The organism is Microvirga terrae, assembly GCF_013307435.2.
In the GTDB taxonomy this organism is placed as follows: Bacteria; Pseudomonadota; Alphaproteobacteria; order Rhizobiales; family Beijerinckiaceae; genus Microvirga; species Microvirga terrae.
This window is the reverse complement of sequence record NZ_CP102845.1, coordinates 2,707,134-2,725,985: the sequence shown is the minus strand read 5'-3', so window position 1 is coordinate 2,725,985 and position 18,852 is coordinate 2,707,134. Positions and strand designations below refer to the sequence as shown.

Here is an 18,852-nt window from a genome sequence, read left to right as displayed (position 1 = left end):
GGGCCGGAAGGTCCGGCCCTGGTTTCGCTTACTGCTGAGGCGCTGTCGGGGCTGGCGACCCGGGCGCCGGTGCGGCCGGCTGTTCGCCCTGGAGCCGCTGAAGCTGCTCGAGCACGTTGCCGCCCTGCGGAGCAGCCGGAGCCTGTGGGCCCGGAGCCGGTGCCGCCGGCGCGGCGCCGTCGAGAATCGACCGCGGAGCCCGCGTCGTGGTCGCCATGACGGTGAGGGCGATGCTCGTCACGAAGAACAGGCCCGCCAGGATCGCCGTCGCGCGGGTCAGCGCATTGGCCTGACCCCGCCCGGTCATGAAGCCGGACACGCCGCCTCCCCCGCCGCCGAGACCCATGCCGCCGCCCTCGGACCGCTGCAGGAGAACCACGCCGATCAGGGCGAGCACGATGATCAGATGGACAATGATGAGAACTGTTTGCATCGTTTTCAAAAACCTCAAGCGGCTGCGCACAGGGCGACAGCCGCTCGCAATCCGTTCGTTGCGGCGGCCTGTAGCATAGGTGGGCGCAGGATCAAAGACCCGCAAGCCGCCTTTTCGCCGTTACCCGAGATAGGCCCCGGCGATGGCGAGGAAATCGGCCGCGACGAGGCTCGCTCCGCCGACCAGGGCACCGTTGACGTTGTCCACGGCCATCAGCTCGGCGGCGTTCGAAGGCTTCACGGAGCCCCCGTAGAGGATGCGGACCTTGGGCGCCTCCGCCTTGCCCACGAGGCGGCGCAGTTCGTCCCTGACGAGGGCATGCACCTCCGCCACGTCGGCGATCGTCGGCGTCAAGCCGGTGCCGATGGCCCAGACCGGCTCGTATGCGACCACAAGGTTGTGGCTGTTCGAATCGACCGGAATCGAACCGCGCAGCTGCCTGCGGACGACCGCCAGGGTCTTGCCGGATTCACGCTCCTCCCGGGTCTCGCCGACGCACGCGATGGCAGTCAGACCCGCGCGATGGGCCGCCACCGCCTTGGCGCAGACATCCACATCCTTTTCCTTGTGGTACTGGCGGCGCTCGGAATGGCCGACGATCACGTAGGTCGCCCCCGCGTCGGCCAGCATCTCGGCTGACAGATCGCCCGTGAAGGCACCCGATTCCTTGGCATGGCAGTCCTGACCGCCGATCGCCACCCTGGAGCCGACCGAGTGGCGGGCGAAAACGCCCACCAGGGTGGCGGGCGGACAGACGGCGAGCTCGACCTTGGCCTTGAGACCTGGGGTATAGCCGGCATGGACCTCCTCCAGGACCTTGGCCGACGACCTCAATCCGTTCATCTTCCAGTTTCCCGCCACCAGCGGGCGCGGCCTATCGACGCTCATGTAAGGCACTCCTGTCACGCTTGATGATCCGGCAGTAGCAGAGGCTAGAGCCTTCTTTCAACCAGACTTGCCCTTTTCGTAGAGCCCCTGATCGTTTATCGGCAGGTTTAACGATTTTTTGGAAAACGGGTTCACGATGCTTCGGAACATGCGCAAGGCTGGGCAGACCGTGGTCGGCAAAGCGATCGCCACCATCTTCTTCTGTGCCCTCATCGTCAGCTTCGCCATCTGGGGCATCGGCGACATCTTCCGCGTCACCCCGGCTTCCGCGGTGGCCGAGGTCGGCAGCACGACCATCACGGTCGATCAGGTCCGCAACGCCTACACCAACGAGCTCCAGCGCCTCGGGCGCCAGTTCCGCACGGTGATCAGCCCGGAGCAGGCGCGTGCCTTCGGCCTTGATCAACAGGTCGTGTCCAATCTCGTCACGGAAGCCGTGTTGGCCGAGCAGGCCAAACAGATGGGCCTCTCCGTGTCGGATCAGCTCGTTGCCGCCTCCATCATGAACAACCCGGCCTTCAAGGGCGCCGACGGCCAGTTCAACCGCGCCCAGTTCGATCAGGCTCTGCGCAATGCCGGTCTCTCCGAGGCCGGCTTCGTGCAGGAGCAGCGCTCGGCCATGGCGCGCCTCCACCTGGCGGAAGCCATCGCCGGCGACATCAATGTGCCGGTCGCCGCCAGGGAGGCCCTGCACCGCTACGCCAGCGAGCGCCGCGCCGCCGCTTATCTGCTCCTGACCCCGGCCATGGCGGGCGACATCCCGGCTCCGACGGCCGAGCAGCTCCAGAGCTTCTTCAACGAGCGCCGAAGCGCCTTCCGGGCTCCCGAATACCGGGCCGTCTCCGTGATGGCTCTCGACGCGGCGGCGATCTCCAAGCCGGAGACCGTGTCGGAGACCGATGCCCGCCAGGCCTATGAGCAGCGGAAGGCGTCCTTCGGCACTCCGGAGCACCGTACCATCCAGCAGATCACCTTCCCGTCCCAGGCCGACGCCGAGGCGGCCGCCGCGAAGATCAAGGAAGGGACCACCTTCGAGTCCCTTGCCACCGAGCGCAATGTCTCCCCGCAGGATCTGGAGCTCGGCACCTTCACCAAGGCCGAGATGCTCGATCAGGCGGTCGCGGATGCCGCATTCACGCTGGATCAGGGAGCCGTCAGCGGCCCGATCGCCGGCCGCTTCGGCCCCGTGCTAGTGCGCGTCACCCAGATCAAGCCCGAGTCGGTTCGCGCCTTCGAAGAGGTCGCGGCCGAGATCAGGCAGCAACTCGCCCAGGAGCGCGCGAAGGATCAGATCGAGCGGATCCACGACGAGATCGAGGATCTGCGCGCTGGCGCCAAGCCCCTGGCGGAGATTGCGAAGGACAAGGGCCTGACCCTGATCCAGGTGCCGGCCGTCGAGGCCGGCGGCCTCGACAAGGCCGGCAATCCCGTGAACCTGCCCGAGAAGGATGCCGTTGTGAAGGCGGCTTTCGCCTCGGACATCGGGGTCGACAACGAACCCCTGCGCACGGCGACCGGCTATGTCTGGTACGACGTGACCGGCATCGAGGCCTCCCGCGAGAAGAACCTAGACGAGGTCCGCGATCAGGTCGCCGCCCAATGGCGGGAGGATCAGGTCGCGCAGCGCCTGTCCGAGAAGGCGAACGAGCTGACGGGCCGCCTCGAGAAGGGCGAGGCCATCGAGGCCGTGGCCCAGTCGGTCGGTGCACCGGTCGTGAACGCGACGGACCTTGCCCGCAACGCCGCCAAAGACGATCTCGCGGCCGAAGCCGTGAATCGCATCTTCGCCGTTCCAGTCGGAAAGGTCGGCCATGCGGCGAACGGGACCGACGCCCGCGCGGTGTTCAAGGTCACGTCCGCAACCGTGCCGCCCCTGGTCACCACGACCCAGGCCGCGCAGAACGCCGAGAACCAGCTCCGCACCGGCTTCGGCGACGATCTGCTCAGCCAGTATATCGCCCAGGTCCGCCAGGATCTCGGCGTCACCATCAATCAGCAGGCGCTGCGTCGCGCCACGGGCAGCGAATCCTAAACCGATGACAACCACGCCCGATTTCGACACCTTCGCGGCGGCCTACGAGGCAGGCGAAGCCGGCGTCCTGCGCACGACGCTCGTGGGCGATCTCCTGACCCCTGTCGCGGCCTTCCTGAAACTGCGGCACGACCGGAAGGGCTCGGCCTTCCTGCTCGAATCCGTGGAAGGCGGAGCGACCCGCGGCCGCTTCTCCATGATCGGGCTCGATCCCGATCTGGTCTGGCGTTGTCAGGATGGCGTGGCATCGATCGACCGGCAGGCGTTGAGCCGGATGAAGGAGTTCACCGTGGAGGAGGCTCCCCCGTTGGAGAGCCTGCGCGCGCTCATCAAGGAAAGCGCCCTGCCGCTGTCCGACGATCTGCCGCCCATGGCGGCGGGCCTCTTCGGCTATCTGGGTTACGACATGGTTCGTCTCATGGAGCGCCTGCCCGAGCCCAATCCGGACGTGCTCGAGGTTCCCGACGCGATTCTCATTCGCCCGACTGTCATGGTCGTGTTCGACGCGGTCAGGGACGAGATCTCTCTCATCACGCCCGTGCGCCCGCGGGCCGGTACCTCCGCCCGGGCGGCCTATGAAGGTGCGCTCTCTCGCCTCGACGACGTGACCACCGTCCTCGAGCGTCCCCTGCCCATCGACGACCGCAGCGATCCGACCCGGATCCATTTCGATCCTCCGGTCTCGAACACGACACCGGAGGAGTTCGAGGCGATGGTCGCCAAGGCGAAGGAGTACATCCGGGCCGGCGACATCTTCCAGGTGGTGCTCTCGCAACGCTTCGAGTCGGCCTTCCCCCTGCCGGCCTTCGCACTCTACCGTTCGCTGCGGCGGGTCAATCCGGCGCCGTTCCTTTGCTACCTCGACTTCGAGGACTTCCAGATCGTCTGCTCCTCGCCGGAAATCCTGGTACGGGTCCGAGAAGGCCGGATCACGATCCGGCCGATCGCCGGAACACGCCCGCGGGGCGCGACGGCGGCCGAAGACCGGGCCCACGCGGAAAGCCTGCTGGCCGACCAGAAGGAGCGGGCCGAGCACCTCATGCTGCTCGATCTCGGTCGCAACGATGTCGGCCGCGTGGCCGAGATGGGCTCCGTCGAAGTCACGGATTCGTTCTTCCTCGAGTTCTACAGCCAGGTGATGCACATCGTGTCGAACGTGGAGGGCCGGCTCGATCCCTCGTTCGATGCCCTCGATGCCCTGGTGGCGGGATTCCCGGCCGGGACGGTCTCGGGCGCGCCGAAGGTGCGGGCGATGCAGATCATCGACGAACTGGAGAAGGACAAGCGCGGGCCCTATGCCGGTTGCGTCGGATACTTCGGCGCCAACGGCGAGATGGACACCTGCATCGTGCTGCGCACGGCAGTCGTCAAGGACGGACGCATGGCCGTTCAAGCGGGTGCCGGCATCGTGTACGATTCCGATCCGGCCTCCGAACAGCAGGAATGCATCAATAAGTCGAAGGCTCTCTTCCGGGCGGCGGAGGAAGCCGTGCGTTTCGCCAGCCAGGCCAGGGTCGGACAATGAACGGGACGCCAGGCTGTCCCTTGACCGGGAGCTTCGCTTACGCGAACGTCGGCGCGCTATGACCCGCGTTCTCGTCATCGACAACTACGACAGCTTCACCTGGAACCTGGTGCATCTGCTCGGTCCGCTCGCGACCTCCGTCGACGTGGTGCGCAACGACGCCATCACGACCGACGAGGTGCTCGCCTCGCAGCCGGACGCCATCGTGCTTTCCCCCGGCCCCTGCACGCCGAACGAGGCCGGGATCTGTCTCGACCTGGTCAAACGCGCCTCGCCCGACATCCCGACCTTCGGGGTCTGCCTCGGTCTGCAGACGATCGGCCAAGTCTTCGGTGGCACCGTCTCGCGGGCGCCCCTCCCCATGCACGGCAAGGTCTCGGACGTGGAGCATGGCGGACAGGCGGTGTTCCGCGGCATCAACGGATCGTTCAAGGCGACCCGTTACCACTCGCTCATCGTCGATCGCGAAACCTGTCCGGCCGACCTCCAGGTCACAGCGGAAACCTCGGACGGCCTCGTGATGGGCCTGTCGCACCGCTCCCTGCCGATCCACGGCGTGCAGTTCCACCCTGAAAGCATCCTGTCGGAGCACGGGGTGACGATCATGCGCAATTTCTTCGAACTCGCAGCGGATTGGAACGCCAGACACCGGGCCACCGGCAGTGCCGCAGCGTCAGCAGGACAGTGAAAGCGATGGAATCGTTCAAATCCTATCTCGCCAAGGTCGCCACGGGCGCATCGCTGACGCGCGACGAGGCGCGGGACGCGTTCGACGACCTGCTCTCCGGTGAAGTCACACCTGCCCAGGGTGGAGCCTTCCTGATGGCCCTGCGGGTGCGCGGCGAGGCTCTGGAAGAGATCGTCGGCGCCGTCACGGCCATGCGCGGCCGCATGCTACGGATCAACGCCCCCGAGAAGGCCGTCGACATCGTCGGCACCGGCGGCGACCACAAGGGCAGCTACAACATCTCCACGCTTGCCTCGATCATCGTGGCGTCCTGCGGCGTTCCCGTGGCCAAGCACGGCAACCGGGCGGCCTCCTCGAAGTCCGGCACGGCGGACGTGCTGGCGGCCCTCGGCCTCAAGCTCGGGCTCGATCCGGAAGGCCTGGAGCGTTGTCTCGACGAGACCAAGCTCTGCTTCATGTTCGCCCAGACCCATCACGCCGCCATGCGCCACGTGGCGCCGGTACGCGTTGAGCTCGGCACCCGGACGATCTTCAACCTGCTCGGGCCGCTGGCCAATCCGGCCGGCGCCAAGCGCCAGCTTCTCGGCGTCTTTTCAGAAGCTTGGCTCGAGCCGCTCACCCAGGTTCTGAAGGAACTCGGCTCTCAGAAGGTCTGGACCGTGCATGGTTCCGACGGCCTCGACGAGATGACCACCACGGGTCCGACCTTCGTAGCGGCTCTCGAGAACGGCGCGATCCGCCGCTTCACCGTGACGCCCGACGAGGTCGGGCTGCCGACCGTCTCGCTCGACGATCTCCGGGGCGGCGACCCGGAGCATAACGCGGCCCAGCTTCGCGCTGTCCTGGACGGTGCCCGGATCCCTTATCGGGACGTGGCCCTGTTGAACGCCGCAGCCTCGCTGGTGGTGGCGGACGAAGCCGACAATCTGCGCGATGGTCTCGACCGGGCGTCTCGGGCTCTGGACAGCGGCGCCTCGAAGGCGACGCTCGAGCGTCTCGTCAAGATCTCGAACAGCTGAGCGAGGCTCCCATGGCCGACGTTCTCAGCAAGATCGAAGCCTACAAGCGCCGGGAGATCGCCGCCGCGAAAGCGGCGGTTTCGCTCCACGACATGGAGCGCCGCGCACGCTCGGCTGCTCCGGCTCGCGGCTTTGGCAGGGCGATCGAGCGGCATCTCGCCGAAGGGCGCCCGGCCCTCATCGCCGAGGTCAAAAAGGCAAGCCCATCGAAGGGATTGATCCGCGCCGACTTCGACCCTCCGAGCCTCGCCCGGGCCTATGCGGAGGGCGGCGCCACCTGCCTGTCGGTCCTGACCGACGAGCCGTCCTTTCAGGGCAAGCCCGAGTACTTGGCTCAGGCCCGTGACGCGTCGGGCCTGCCGGCCCTGCGCAAGGACTTCCTGTTCGAGCCCTACCAGGTCTATGAGGCGCGGGCCTGGGGGGCAGACTGCATTCTTGTGATCATGGCGAGCGTCACCGACGACGAAGCCCGCGCCTTGATCGACACCGCCCATGATCTCGGCATGGACGTGCTGGTGGAAGTGCACGATCGGGCGGAGCTCGACCGTGCCCTGCCCCTCGGCACCAGGCTGGTCGGCATCAACAATCGGAATCTGCGCACCTTCGAGGTATCGCTCGGCGTCAGCGAGGAGTTGGCACCTCTGATCCCCGCGGACCGCATCGTCGTCGGAGAAAGCGGGATCTTTACGCTCTCCGACATCGAGCGTCTGTCGAGGGTCGACATCCGCACGTTTCTTGTGGGCGAGAGCCTCATGCGTCAGGCGGATGTGGCGAGCGCCACGCGGAAGCTCCTGTTCGGCGAGGCGACATGACGAAACTCACGCATCTCGATGCGACCGGCCAGGCCAGCATGGTCGATGTCTCCGACAAGGGCATCACCAGCCGCACCGCGATCGCCGAGGGGTGCGTGATCATGCAGGCGGAGACCCTCGACCTGATCCGCCACGGCGAGGCCAAGAAGGGCGATGTTCTGGGCACAGCCCGTCTTGCCGGGATCATGGCATCCAAGCGCACTCACGAACTCATCCCGCTCTGCCACCCTCTTCTCATCTCGAAGGTCAAGGTGGACTGCACTCTGGATGACAGCCTTCCGGGCGTACGCGTCAGCGCTGAGGTGAAGGTGTCCGGCCAGACCGGCGTCGAGATGGAAGCTCTCACCGCCGTCTCCGTCGCCTGCCTGACGATCTACGATATGGTGAAGGCCGTCGATAAGGCCATGAGAATCGAGAACGTCCGCCTGCGTCGCAAGAGCGGAGGCCGTTCCGGGGATTTCGAGGCACCATGAGCCTGATTTCGGTCGAGGATGCTCTCTCCCGCATTCTGGCAGGCGTCGAAAGGCCGGTCGGGAGCGAGCATGTGCCCCTTGCCGCCTGCGCCGGCCGGACGCTCGCCGAGGATGTCAGCGCGCTTCGCGACCAGCCCCCCTTCCCGGCCTCCGCGATGGACGGTTATGCGGTACGAAGCGCCGATTGTGCGACCGTTCCGGCGACACTGCGGGTGGTCGGGGCCAGCGCGGCTGGAAACCGGTTCTCCGGGGCAGTTGGCAGCGGCGACGCGGTGCGGATCTTCACCGGGGCTCCTGTTCCGGACGGCACGGATGCGGTGGTGCTGCAGGAGGATACGGAGGGATCGGGCGATCAGGTAATCGTGAAGGAGGCGGGCCGTCCGGGTCGTCACATTCGCGCGGCCGGCCTCGATTTCCGGGCCGGCGATGTGCTCCTGCAGGCCGGATTGCGCTTGGATTCCCGCCACGTCGCTCTTGCGGCCGCCATGGGCCATGGGGGACTCAGCGTCCACCGCAAGCCCCGCGTCGCCATCCTCGCTACGGGCGACGAGTTGGTGCGGGCGGGCGCGCCCGTCGGACCCGACCAGATCACCGCATCGAGCCTGCCGGCGACGATTCTCATGGTGGAGAGGGCGGGCGCGGAGGCGATCGACCTCGGCATTGCCCGCGACACCCTGGAGTCGCTCCACGAGCGCATCCAGGCGGCCACGAGTGCAGGAGCCGACATCCTCGTGACGCTCGGCGGCGCGTCCGTGGGCGAACACGATCTGGTGCAGGAGGCTTTGAGCCGCCACGGCATGGATCTCGGCTTCTGGCGCGTGGCGCTGCGGCCGGGAAAGCCTCTGATGCACGGGCACCTCGGATCAACCCTGTTCCTGGGGCTGCCGGGCAATCCCGTCTCCTCGCTCGTCTGCGCCGTTCTCTTCCTGATTCCGGCAATCCGCGCACTCCTCGGCGATCAGAGAGCGGCCGACGACCCGACCGAGGACGCAATTTTGGGGGCCGATCTTCCGCCCAATCGCGAGCGTCAGGATTACATGCGCGCATCGCTCTCGCTCCAGGACGTCCCGGTCGGGCTGACGAGGGGGCCCGAGCGTTTGATGCTGCCCGTCGCAACCCCGCATCTGCTGCAGGATTCCTCCATGCTGAGCATCCTCGAGCGCTCGGACGCTCTCCTAGTGCGGCCGCCCCATGCGCCTGCGGCCACGGCCGGAGAGGCCTGCCGGATCATCAGGCTCGACAGATTTTGCTGACCTCCTGTTGATTTCCGAATACCCAGGCTTGCGGAACACAGCGGGAACAGCTACCTTGTTCTCGATTTGTTTCAGAATCGCTCCGCACGGGAGCAGTAGAGGCCAGCCATGCTGACGCGTAAACAGCACGAATTGCTCCGCTTCATTCATGAGCGGCTGCGTGAAACCGGGGTTCCGCCGTCCTTCGACGAGATGAAGGATGCGCTCGATCTCAAGTCCAAGTCGGGCATTCATCGCCTGATTACGGCGCTCGAGGAGCGTGGCTTCATTCGGCGCCTGCCGAACCGCGCCCGGGCCCTGGAGGTGCTCCGGCTGCCGGAGAGCACCAGCGGTGCGGGCAGCCAGCGCCGGTTCACCCCGAGCGTCGTCGAGGGGGGCCTTGCCGGAAAGGCCAAGGCCGCGCCGCAGCCGGCGTCCGATCCCCGGGATCGGGAAACGTCGATCCCCGTCATGGGACGGATCGCCGCCGGTGTGCCGATCTCGGCCATCCAGACCCGCAGTCATTCCATCACGCTGTCAGGTGATTTCCTGGCCCAGGGTGATCACTTCGCTCTGGAAGTGCGGGGCGACTCGATGGTGGAAGCCGGCATTCTCGACGGAGATCTCGTGGTGATCCGCCGGCAGGACACAGCCAATACGGGCGACATCATCGTGGCCCTCATCGACGACGAGGAGGCGACCTTGAAGCGCTTCCGCCGTCGCGGTTCCTCCATCGCCCTCGAGGCCGCCAACCAGGCCTATGAAACCCGCGTGCTCGGCCCCGACCGGGTCAAGATTCAGGGTAAGCTCGTCAGTCTGGTTCGCCGCTACTGACGTCCTCTTCGGGAAGATCCTGCTCGGGGATCGGCTGCGCTCGACGCAGCCCTTCCCGAGCGGGCGACGGCTCAAGCGGATGCGCCTTGTTCGACCAGGATCGGATCTGAGTTCCTGTTCGGACGGAGCGCACCTCGATGGCGTCGGGTGTGAAGCGGATCGTCGTTGCCCCGCTTTCCTTCAACGCCCTGCCGTCCCAGACGAAGCGCGCCTTGCAGCCTGGCGGCGCCTGGAGCTGTGAGACCACCACCGCGGCGCGGCGGCAATCCTCCTCGAATGCCGAGACTTCCTGGACGAATGCGATCCAGCGTCCGCTGTCAGCCGCCACCACGCAGCCGGCTTTGTCGCATCTTGCATCCTGTCTGAGGCTCGCATCGTCGGCGCTCCTCGCGTCGCCGTCGGCCCGCAGCCATTGCTCGGCGACGAAGTCGGACGGGCGCCCCACAAGGGTCAGCCGCCCGTTCCGGCCGCGAATGGCCGCCCCTGCCCCGTCCCGGTCGATGAACAGGTCGTAGCGATGCGGCGTAGCCGCGAAGGCCAGCCCGACACCGGCGGGCACGATCGCAAGCCATCGCAGGGACGACGCCGGCACCGTCATCACGATCAGTCCGACGGTCAGAAGAACGAGAGAGGCACTGCCAAGGGCCGGAACGATCACGGTCGACCCGCTGAAGCTTCCAACCCAGGCCGATACGTCGAGCACCTGCGAGACGGCGAAACCCATGATCTGCCAGATCGGCCGGTCGAGCCCGAAGGGATAGGCCAGTACGCCAAGAACGGCGGACGGCATCACGACGAGGGAGACAAGCGGCAGGGCCAGCGCGTTGCCGACGAGACCGTAAGGATTCAGGCTCTGGAAGTGATAGGCCGCGAAAGGCGCGGTCGCGATGCTGGCCACCAGGGTCGTCGTCGCAAGTCCGAGCGCCGGCCGCGACACCCAGGACGCGACGCGCGCGACGATACCGGAGCCCCTTCCGTCTGACTCCTTCAGGTGCATGAGAGGCACGAGGGCCATCATGGCGGCGACCGCGCTGAACGACATCTGGAAGCTCGGGCCGAGCAACGCCTCCGGCTCCCGGGCGAGCACCACGAGGGCGGAGATCGACAGGTTCCGGATGCTCAAGGCGGGACGATCCGCCAGAACCGCCCCGAACATCACGAGGGTCATGATGAGCGAGCGCTCGGTGGCGACATCAGAGCCCGAGAAGACGCAGTAGATCGTGGCCCCGATCATCGCCGCCACGGCGGCGATCTTCTTGACCGGCAACAGCAGGGCAAGGCTCGGCGCAAGGGCCAGGAGGGCCCGCACGAGCCAGAAGAAGGTCCCTGCAGCCAGCACCATGTGGAGGCCCGAGATCGACACGATGTGATAGATGCCGGCGCCACGCAGGATCTCGTTGGTCTGCTCCGGAATGAGGCCGCGCTTACCCGTCACCAGCGCGGCGCTGACGCCTCCGGCCGCTCCCCCGATGGAGGTGGCGATCCGCTCGGTCAGGGCATTGCGGGCTCCATCGACATACGCGGCCAGCCGCAGGGCCCAAGTTGGCGCCGGTGACGCAGCGTCCGAACGGACCTGCCCGACCATGGAACCCACCGCGCCGATCCCCTTGAAATAGGCATCCCGAGCGAAGTCATAGCCCCCGGGCCATGCAGGCTGCGGCGGGGGCAGCAGCCGCGCCGTGCCGGTGATCAGCTGCCCGGGCGAGAGTTCGATCCCCAGGCGCACGGAGACCCGAACCCGCTCGGGCCGCTCCGCATCCGGGACATCCCTCATCTCGACCACATGCAGCAGCAGCCGCTTGCCCTCCTGTCGATCCTCGATCGCCTCGATGAAGCCCGTCACCGGAGTGACGACGATGCGGGCGAGCGCCGGGGAAGCCACGTTCCGCATGCGGATGGCCGCGGCCGAGAATCCCGCAAAGAGCGCCGTGATCGCGATCACGGCGCAGAAGGCGGCTGGCTTCCGGCGAAGAGCGATCGCGGCAGCAGCACAGAATAGAGCTGCGCCGAGCGGAGCCCACAGGGCCGGCTGGCCATCAGCCTGGAAGAACAGCGCGATGCCAACGCCGAAGAAGACGGGGATCCAAGGAAAGAGCCGCCGCTGGTCGATCTCGTGAGCGATGCTCTTCGAGAGCCAGCCGCGACCATCGAGAAGACGCCATTCGATGGGGTAAGCCCAAGGCCGGGGCAGCGCCACGGCCCGCGCACCACGGCGCGGGATCCGGTCGGGCATTTCGCGGTTGTCTTCCATCGTGGCTTCGGCTTAACGCAGCTCCGGTTGCATGCTAGACGACCGCACGCTCCGGCCCAAACCGCCCTGTGGATTGAGTCGGATGACGCTGCGGACGATACAAGCCGCTCGGCCCATTGAGTTTTTCCAGTCAAGGTTTCCCGCGATGACCGTCGTCACCCGCTTCGCCCCCTCTCCCACCGGCTTCCTGCATATCGGAGGGGGACGCACGGCCCTGTTCAACTGGCTCTACGCCAAGCGCCACGGGGGCAAGATGTTGCTGCGCATCGAGGATACGGATCGGGAACGCTCCACGGATGCCGCGATCGCGGCGATCCTCGAGGGTCTCAAATGGCTTGGCCTCGACTGGGATGGTGACGTGGTCTACCAGTTCTCCCGGGCCGCCCGCCATCGGGAGGTCGCCGAGACCCTGCTGGCGCAGGGCCGCGCCTATCACTGCTATGCGAGCCAGCAGGAGCTGGAGGAGATGCGCGAAACCGCCCGCAAGGAGGGCCGGCCCCTCCGCTACGACGGACGCTGGCGCGATCGGGACCCGTCAGAGGCGCCGGCGGGGGTCAAGCCGGTCATTCGCCTCAAGGCGCCGACCGAGGGCGAGACGGTGGTCGAGGACGAGGTGCAGGGCCGCGTGGTCTGGCAGAACAAGGATCTCGACGATCTCGTTCTCCTGCGCTCGGACGGCACGCCCACCTATATGCTGGCCGTCGTGGTGGACGATCACGACATGAACGTGACGCACGTGATCCGCGGCGACGACCACCTGACCAATGCGGCACGGCAGACGCAGATCTACCAGGCGCTTGGCTGGGACGTGCCGAAGATGGCGCATATTCCGCTCATCCATGGCCCGGACGGAGCCAAGCTGTCGAAGCGGCACGGTGCCCTCGGCGTCGAGGCTTACCGCAGCCTGGGCTATCTTCCGGAGGCCCTGCGCAACTATCTTGTGCGCCTCGGCTGGAGCCACGGGGATCAGGAGATCTTCTCCACTCAGGAGATGATCGACGCTTTCGATCTCGGCAGCATCGGCCGGTCGCCGGCGCGCTTCGATTTCGCCAAGCTGGAGAACCTCAACGGACATTATATGCGCCAGGCGGACGACGAGCGGCTGGTGCAAGCCCTCGAGGATCTTCTGCCGGAGCTGGACAAGGACGAGCACCATCTTGGACGCACCTTCAAGCCGGCTTTGCGCGAGAAGCTTGTCGCCGCCATGCCCGGCCTGAAGGAGCGCGCCAAGACCCTCGTGGAGCTGCTCGACAGCGCGTATTACCTCTATGCGCAGCGTCCGCTGCATCTCGACGAGAAAGCGGCGAGCCTGCTCACAGACGGCACGACGCGTCTCGCTGGGATCGCTGACAAGCTCGACCACGTCACCGACTGGTCGGCTCAAAGCGTGGAAGCCGTCGTACGCGAGCACGCGGAGGCCATCGGAGCCAAGCTCGGACAAGTGGCTCAACCGCTCAGGGCGGCCCTCACCGGACGGGCCACATCGCCTGGTCTCTTCGACGTAATGGCGGTGCTCGGAAAGGACGAAACTCTGTTGCGTCTTCGAGACCAAACCAAGGATGCGCCTGCTGCATAGCAAGGGCATCCCGCCTTTAGACGTGCTTGCTCCGTTCCAACGGATAAGCTACCGAAGGCGCCATTATCCTACCGACCGACCGGCAAACCGCGGTTGGGCAGCCACGGAGGTCTTCTCCGATCCACCGGTTGCTCTAGGTTCTGCCCGGCCTCCTTTTTGAAAGGGCCACGACGCATGAGTTCCAACACCAGCACCGTCACCGTCGACAACAAGTCCGTGGAACTGCCGGTCAAAGAAGGCACCATCGGCCCGAGCGTCATCGACATTTCGAAACTCTACGGTCAGACCGGGATGTTCACCTACGATCCCGGGTTCACCTCGACGGCCGCGACCGAGTCGAAGATTACCTACATCGACGGCGACAAGGGCATCCTGCTCTATCGCGGCTATCCGATCGATCAGCTCGCCGAGCACGGCGATTTCCTCGAGACCTGCTACCTGCTCCTTTACGGAGAGCTTCCGACCGCTGCTCAAAAGGCCGATTTCGACTATCGCGTCACGCGCCACACCATGGTGCATGACCAGATGAACCGGTTCTTCACCGGCTTCCGCCGCGACGCGCACCCGATGGCCATCATGGTCGCCTCTGTGGGCGCCCTGTCGGCCTTCTACCACGATTCCACCGACATCTCGGATCCGCACCAGCGCATGATCGCGTCCATGCGCATGATCGCCAAGATGCCGACGCTCGCCGCCATGGCGTACAAGTACTCCATCGGCCAGCCCTTCGTGTATCCGCAGAACGAGCTGGACTACACCTCCAACTTCCTGCGCATGTGCTTCGCGGTGCCTGCCGAGGAGTACAAAGTCAATCCGGTGCTCTCGCGCGCGCTCGATCGGATCTTCATCCTGCACGCCGATCACGAGCAGAACGCCTCGACCTCGACCGTGCGCCTCGCCGGTTCGTCGGGCGCCAATCCGTTCGCCTGCATCGCGGCCGGCATCGCCTGCCTGTGGGGACCGGCTCACGGCGGCGCCAATGAAGCGGCCTTGAAGATGCTGGAGGAGATCGGCACGCCTGACCGCATTCCGGAATACATCGCCAAGGCGAAGGACAAGAACGATCCGTTCCGCCTGATGGGCTTCGGCCACCGGGTCTACAAGAACTACGACCCACGCGCCCGCATCATGCAGAAGACCACCCACGAGGTGCTCAACGAGCTCGGCATCAAGGACGATCCGCTCCTCGACGTCGCTGTCGAACTCGAGCAGATCGCGCTGAAGGACGAGTACTTCATCGAGAAGAAGCTCTATCCGAATATCGATTTCTATTCGGGCATCACCCTGAAGGCGATGGGCTTCCCCACCTCCATGTTCACGGTGCTGTTCGCACTTGCCCGTACTGTCGGCTGGATCGCGCAGTGGAGCGAGATGATCGAGGATCCGTCCCAGCGCATCGGCCGTCCGCGCCAGCTCTATACAGGCGAGACGGAGCGCGACTACGTGACGGTCGCCCAGCGCGGCTGAGACAAGCACACATCCTGATCATGAAAAGGGGCCGAAAGGCCCCTTTTTGTTGTCTCTCAGGTTTGTCGATTGGAGGCTCATGCGGGCTGGCGCATGCCCGACCGCTTAACGCGTCGCATTCTCCGGATCCGGATCACCGACCCCAGACCGCGAGGCGGACCGGAGGACCGTTCATCCCTGAAGCCTTTCAGACATGCTTGTGTGATGCCAGCACCTCTTCCACTATCCGCGCCGCGCGCTCGCTCGGCACTTCGTCGCCGATCCGCATCAGCTCATCGAGCTTGCCGAACGCAGCAAGCTGCCGCTGGCGCTCGGGAGAGTCACGAAGAAGAGGAAGAAGCGCATCGGCCAGCTTCTCGGGCGTGCAGTCCCATTGGATGAGCTCCGGGATGACGTTCTCACCGAGAACGAGGTTGGTCAGCACAATCGAGGGAGCCTTGATGAGATATTTCAGCACCTCTTCGATCTTGGAGACGCGATAGGCCACCACCATGGGGACGCCCGAGAGGCCAAGTTCGAGGGTCACGGTGCCGGAGGCCGCGAGCGCCGCATCTGCCTCCCGGAAAGCCGTCCATTTCGCCCTCTCCCCCTCGACGATCCGCGGTCGCACGCTCCAGGATTCTGCCCGGGCTTTGACGTCCTGGGCGACATGGGCGACGGCCGGGATCGTTACCTCGAAGGGACGCGGCGAGCGATCTCTGAGGAGGGTCAATGCCTCACCGAAGGGCTCCATGAGGCGGCTGACCTCCGAGCGCCGGCTCCCCGGCAGGACGAGCAGCTTGAGGGGTTCGTCGTCAGCGCCGCCGCGCTCGCCGGGCGCCGGCCTGATGTCTGCAAGACGCTCGATCAGCGGATGGCCGACATAGGTGGTCGGCGGACCGCCCAGGCGCTTGTGAGCGGCCGGCTCGAAAGGCAGCAGGGCCAGCAGATGATCCACGTAGGCCCGCATCTTCGGTGCGCGGCCCGGGCGCCAGGCCCAGACGGAGGGGCTGACATAATCGATGATGGGAATGTGAGGCGCACGGCGTCTCACCACTTTGGCGACCCGATGGGTGAAGTCCGGACTGTCGATGATGACGAGCATATCGGGCTTTGCAGCCACGATGGCATCGGCCGTGAGCCGGATCCGCTTCAGGATCGAAGGAAGTCGTGCAATGACGGCGGAGAACCCCATCACGGCAATCTCTTCGAGCGGAAACAGGCTCCTCAGCCCTTCTCTTTCCATGGCGTGGCCGCCGACGCCGCCGAAAAGCAGGCCGTCGCTTCCCAGCCTGGCCTTGAGGGAGCGCATCAGTTTCGCCCCGAGCTGATCGCCCGATTCCTCACCGGAGACGATCCAGATGGTCAGCGGCTTCGTATCAGCCACGGGAATCCTCCATCCAGGGCAGGTCGACGGCGATCAGAAAAAGACCGAGCCTGTCGGCGGTCGCGAGAGTCCTCTCGTGCTCCAGCACGAAAGTGGAACCCGCCCCTATGGCGATACCGGAAAGCCCGGCCTTTGCTGCCTCAACGACCGTGCGCGGTCCGATGGTGGGCATGTCGACCCTGAGATCCTGGCCTCGTTTGGCGGCCTTGATCAGGACCCCTCCCTCCTCCCGGCGCCGAAGGCCGAACCAGGACTGGCGCATCTTCAGCACCCGGCGGATCATCCGATCCGTGCCTTCGGGTCCTTCGATCGCCAGAACATGCCTGCGGGCGATGACCGCGCCCTGGCCGATATCGAAGGCCGAGAGGGATTTGAGGAGGTCGAGGCCGAGGCCAATGGCCTCGCGGTCGTCGGCACTGGGGCTCCGAGCTCCGCTGAGAGACCGGGCGGCGACGAGGTCGGGCGCAAGCTCGTGGGCGCCGACCACACGGTGTCCGCGCTCTTCGAGCAGCATTACGGCTCCACGCAGGACCTGGTCGTCGCCGCGCGTGATGACCTCCCTGACCTCATTCATGTTCCTCAGCAGCGAGTAGGCACTGAGGAGCGCGGAGAAGCCGGGGCGCCGCACCGCCCCCACGAGAGAGACGGCCTCGGGTCGCCATCCCTCAAGGGTATCCATGATCGTCTTCAGATCGAGGAGGTCGACGGTGGCATGAGCGCGCCGCCGCAAATCGGATTCCGCAAAGCCGCGGAAGGCCAACACACGGACATCCTTTCCCATCGTCTGGAGATGATCCACCACTTGGATGGGAAGCTGCCCGCCCCCGGCGAGGATCGCGATTGTGCCCGAAGGAAGGGGAGAATCGAACCCTGAAGCGGACTGGCGCTTCGGGGGTCCATTCGATGCATCTTTGTTCGGCGAACGCATCATGCGGTGCGGAGAGCCGGAATCACTTTTCCGCACGATGCACTAACCGGACGAACTGACGGGGTCCCGCGGCGTGCAGATCGCGCGATCCTTGCCCTCGCGGATGAAGTCGAGGATCTCGTGCACGAACGGATGATCGTCGAACTCTCCGGCCACGTCCTCGACACGCTCCGCCAGGGTGCCCTCATCGGCGAACAGGAGGCGATAGGCCCGGCGGATGTCGTGGATCTGTTCGCGGGTGAAGCCGCGGCGGCGCAGACCGATGATGTTGAGGCCTGCCAGATGCGCCCTGTTGCCCATGGCCATGCCATAGGGAATGAGATCGTTCTCGAGACCCGACATGCCTCCCACGAAGGCATGAGAGCCCACGCGGGCGAACTGGATCACCGCGGAACCACCGCCGAAGATCACGAAATCACCGACCGTGACATGGCCGGCCAGCATCACGTTGTTGGACAGGATGCAGTCGTTGCCAACCTTGGTGTCGTGGCCTACATGAGAATTGGCCAGAAAGGCGCAGCGGTCGCCGATCACCGTACGCAGGCCGCCTCCCTCGGTGCCGGGATTCATGGTCACGCCTTCGCGGATCATGCAATCGGCGCCGATTTCGAGGGTCGAGGCCTCCCCCTTGTACTTCAGATCCTGAGGGATATGGCCGATGGAGGCGAATGGAAAGATCCGGGTCCGCGGGCCGATCGTCGTCCGGCCGGCCAGAGCCACATGGCTCATGAGGTGACAGCCTTCGCCCAGCTCGACCTCTGGCCCGACCGTGCAGAGCGGACCGATCCTTACGCCAGGGCCGATCTTGGCTCCATCTTCAATGACGGCTGTCGGATGAATCGAGACGTCCATTACTCGAGCACCAGCATGGCACTGACCTCGGCCTCGCACACGAGAGTGCCGTCGACCTTCGCCTCGCCCTTGTACCACCACATGTTGCGTCGGTTGTTCAGCTTGCGCATGTGGAACTCGACCCGGTCACCCGGCTCCACGGGCCGGCGAAACTTCACCTTATCGATCGTCATGAAAAATACCTGCTTCGGCTTCGCCTGCTCGGCCATCTTCGCCTTGACGCAGATGGCACCAGCCGTCTGGGCCATGGCCTCGATCAGGAAAACGCCGGGAAAAATCGGCCGAGACGGAAAATGGCCCGTGAATTGTGGCTCATTGAAGGTGACGTTCTTGATGCCGATGCACGACCTGTCGCCGTCGATCTCGATGATCTTGTCGACCAGGAGGAATGGATACCGGTGCGGCAGGAGCTCCAGAATCTCCATGATATCGGCGGTTTGAAGCGTGGTGGGCGCTTCGGACATGACGTGAACTCC

At 65.7% G+C, this 18,852-nt stretch carries 17 protein-coding genes; 10 read left to right on the top strand and 7 right to left on the bottom strand.

Going from position 1 to position 18,852, the window contains the following annotated elements; genetic code table 11:
* Positions 1 to 28: 28 nt before the first annotated feature.
* Complete coding sequence (gene secG / locus HPT29_RS12910) at positions 29 to 433, bottom strand: preprotein translocase subunit SecG (protein WP_173950526.1); 405 nt, start codon at positions 431 to 433, stop codon at positions 29 to 31.
* Between the two features lie 120 nt (positions 434 to 553).
* The gene (gene tpiA / locus HPT29_RS12905; RefSeq protein ID WP_173950525.1) at positions 554 to 1,321 is read right to left on the bottom strand and encodes a triose-phosphate isomerase; all 768 of its coding nucleotides are present in this window, start codon (positions 1,319 to 1,321) and stop codon (positions 554 to 556) included.
* Positions 1,322 to 1,457: 136 nt separating this feature from the next.
* On the opposite strand from tpiA, the gene HPT29_RS12900 reads away from it, so the two are divergent.
* The 8 genes from HPT29_RS12900 (at position 1,458) to lexA (ending at position 9,936) form a co-directional block, all read left to right on the top strand.
* Positions 1,458 to 3,353 (top strand): SurA N-terminal domain-containing protein, encoded by a 1,896-nt coding sequence (locus tag HPT29_RS12900; protein WP_173950524.1) that lies wholly within the window; start codon positions 1,458 to 1,460, stop codon positions 3,351 to 3,353.
* A gap of 4 nt (positions 3,354 to 3,357) precedes the next feature.
* Positions 3,358 to 4,878, top strand: coding sequence for an anthranilate synthase component I (gene trpE / locus HPT29_RS12895; protein ID WP_173950523.1), 1,521 nt, complete (start codon positions 3,358 to 3,360; stop codon positions 4,876 to 4,878).
* Between the two features lie 58 nt (positions 4,879 to 4,936).
* Positions 4,937 to 5,566, top strand: coding sequence for an anthranilate synthase component II (locus tag HPT29_RS12890; protein WP_173950522.1), 630 nt, complete (start codon positions 4,937 to 4,939; stop codon positions 5,564 to 5,566).
* 5 nt (positions 5,567 to 5,571) lie between these two features.
* Positions 5,572 to 6,585 (top strand): anthranilate phosphoribosyltransferase, encoded by a 1,014-nt coding sequence (trpD, locus tag HPT29_RS12885; RefSeq protein WP_173950521.1) that lies wholly within the window; start codon positions 5,572 to 5,574, stop codon positions 6,583 to 6,585.
* Between the two features lie 11 nt (positions 6,586 to 6,596).
* A complete protein-coding gene (gene trpC / locus HPT29_RS12880; RefSeq protein ID WP_173950520.1) occupies positions 6,597 to 7,397 on the top strand; it encodes an indole-3-glycerol phosphate synthase TrpC in 801 nt (266 codons plus the stop codon).
* Positions 7,394 to 7,870: a cyclic pyranopterin monophosphate synthase MoaC gene (moaC, locus tag HPT29_RS12875; RefSeq protein ID WP_173950519.1), complete on the top strand. Its 477-nt coding sequence runs from the start codon at positions 7,394 to 7,396 to the stop codon at positions 7,868 to 7,870. Before trpC ends, moaC begins: the two co-directional genes overlap by 4 nt.
* Complete coding sequence (locus tag HPT29_RS12870) at positions 7,867 to 9,123, top strand: molybdopterin molybdotransferase MoeA (RefSeq protein WP_173950518.1); 1,257 nt, start codon at positions 7,867 to 7,869, stop codon at positions 9,121 to 9,123. The genes moaC and HPT29_RS12870 overlap by 4 nt, the downstream gene beginning before the upstream one ends.
* A 108-nt stretch (positions 9,124 to 9,231) precedes the next feature.
* Positions 9,232 to 9,936 carry a transcriptional repressor LexA gene (gene lexA / locus HPT29_RS12865; RefSeq protein ID WP_173950517.1) on the top strand — a complete coding sequence of 235 codons (705 nt, stop codon included), beginning with the start codon at positions 9,232 to 9,234 and terminating at the stop codon, positions 9,934 to 9,936.
* Here the strand turns inward: lexA and HPT29_RS12860 are convergent.
* Positions 9,914 to 12,187 carry a ComEC/Rec2 family competence protein gene (locus tag HPT29_RS12860; protein ID WP_259059974.1) on the bottom strand — a complete coding sequence of 758 codons (2,274 nt, stop codon included), beginning with the start codon at positions 12,185 to 12,187 and terminating at the stop codon, positions 9,914 to 9,916. The genes lexA and HPT29_RS12860 overlap by 23 nt on opposite strands.
* A 145-nt stretch (positions 12,188 to 12,332) precedes the next feature.
* Between HPT29_RS12860 and gltX the strand changes: the two genes are divergently transcribed.
* Together gltX and gltA are read left to right on the top strand one after the other, a co-directional pair.
* Positions 12,333 to 13,763, top strand: coding sequence for a glutamate--tRNA ligase (gltX, locus tag HPT29_RS12855; protein ID WP_173950516.1), 1,431 nt, complete (start codon positions 12,333 to 12,335; stop codon positions 13,761 to 13,763).
* A gap of 174 nt (positions 13,764 to 13,937) precedes the next feature.
* A complete protein-coding gene (gene gltA / locus HPT29_RS12850; RefSeq protein WP_173950515.1) occupies positions 13,938 to 15,230 on the top strand; it encodes a citrate synthase in 1,293 nt (430 codons plus the stop codon).
* Between the two features lie 187 nt (positions 15,231 to 15,417).
* On the opposite strand, the gene lpxB is transcribed toward gltA, so the two are convergent.
* The 4 genes from lpxB to fabZ form a co-directional block, all read right to left on the bottom strand.
* On the bottom strand, positions 15,418 to 16,596 hold the full coding sequence (lpxB, locus tag HPT29_RS12845; RefSeq protein WP_173950514.1) for a lipid-A-disaccharide synthase: 1,179 nt from the start codon (positions 16,594 to 16,596) through the stop codon (positions 15,418 to 15,420).
* Complete coding sequence (locus HPT29_RS12840) at positions 16,589 to 17,395, bottom strand: LpxI family protein (RefSeq protein ID WP_259059973.1); 807 nt, start codon at positions 17,393 to 17,395, stop codon at positions 16,589 to 16,591. Before HPT29_RS12840 ends, lpxB begins: the two co-directional genes overlap by 8 nt.
* A 171-nt stretch (positions 17,396 to 17,566) precedes the next feature.
* On the bottom strand, positions 17,567 to 18,376 hold the full coding sequence (gene lpxA / locus HPT29_RS12835; protein WP_173950512.1) for an acyl-ACP--UDP-N-acetylglucosamine O-acyltransferase: 810 nt from the start codon (positions 18,374 to 18,376) through the stop codon (positions 17,567 to 17,569).
* Positions 18,376 to 18,840 (bottom strand): 3-hydroxyacyl-ACP dehydratase FabZ, encoded by a 465-nt coding sequence (fabZ, locus tag HPT29_RS12830; protein ID WP_173950511.1) that lies wholly within the window; start codon positions 18,838 to 18,840, stop codon positions 18,376 to 18,378. Before fabZ ends, lpxA begins: the two co-directional genes overlap by 1 nt.
* Positions 18,841 to 18,852: the final 12 nt, after the last annotated feature.